The organism is Paraburkholderia sp. SIMBA_027 (genome assembly GCF_046535315.1).
Taxonomy (GTDB): Bacteria; Pseudomonadota; Gammaproteobacteria; order Burkholderiales; family Burkholderiaceae; genus Paraburkholderia; species Paraburkholderia tropica.
Genome location: NZ_JAWRWY010000886.1, coordinates 1 through 262, shown reverse-complemented (window position 1 = coordinate 262; position 262 = coordinate 1). Strand labels below are relative to the sequence as shown.

At 59.5% G+C, this 262-nt stretch carries 1 protein-coding gene; it reads right to left on the bottom strand.

Features of this window, described 5'->3' with window-relative positions; translation table 11 throughout:
• A partial coding sequence (locus tag SB764_RS41635) for an MFS transporter (RefSeq protein ID WP_410866982.1) occupies positions 1-262 on the bottom strand: 262 nt, incomplete at both ends.

Sequence of the window (262 nt, the reverse complement as noted above, 5' to 3'; positions counted from 1 at the left end):
TCAGCACGCTGAGCCGGGCCGCCAGTGGCACATTGAACGGGGAAGGCGTTCGTGGAAACATCGCCAGTTGCAGGACGATGATTAGCACGGAACCGAGCGCGATCGAGAAGAACACGGACCGATATACGAGCAGATGTCCAGCAAAGGTGCCAAGCGGCACGCCGACGATTGTGGCGACCGTGATGCCACCAATGACATAGGACATGTACTTGCCCCTGCGCTCCACCGGAGCCATCATCGCGGTGATCATCATGACGGTCGG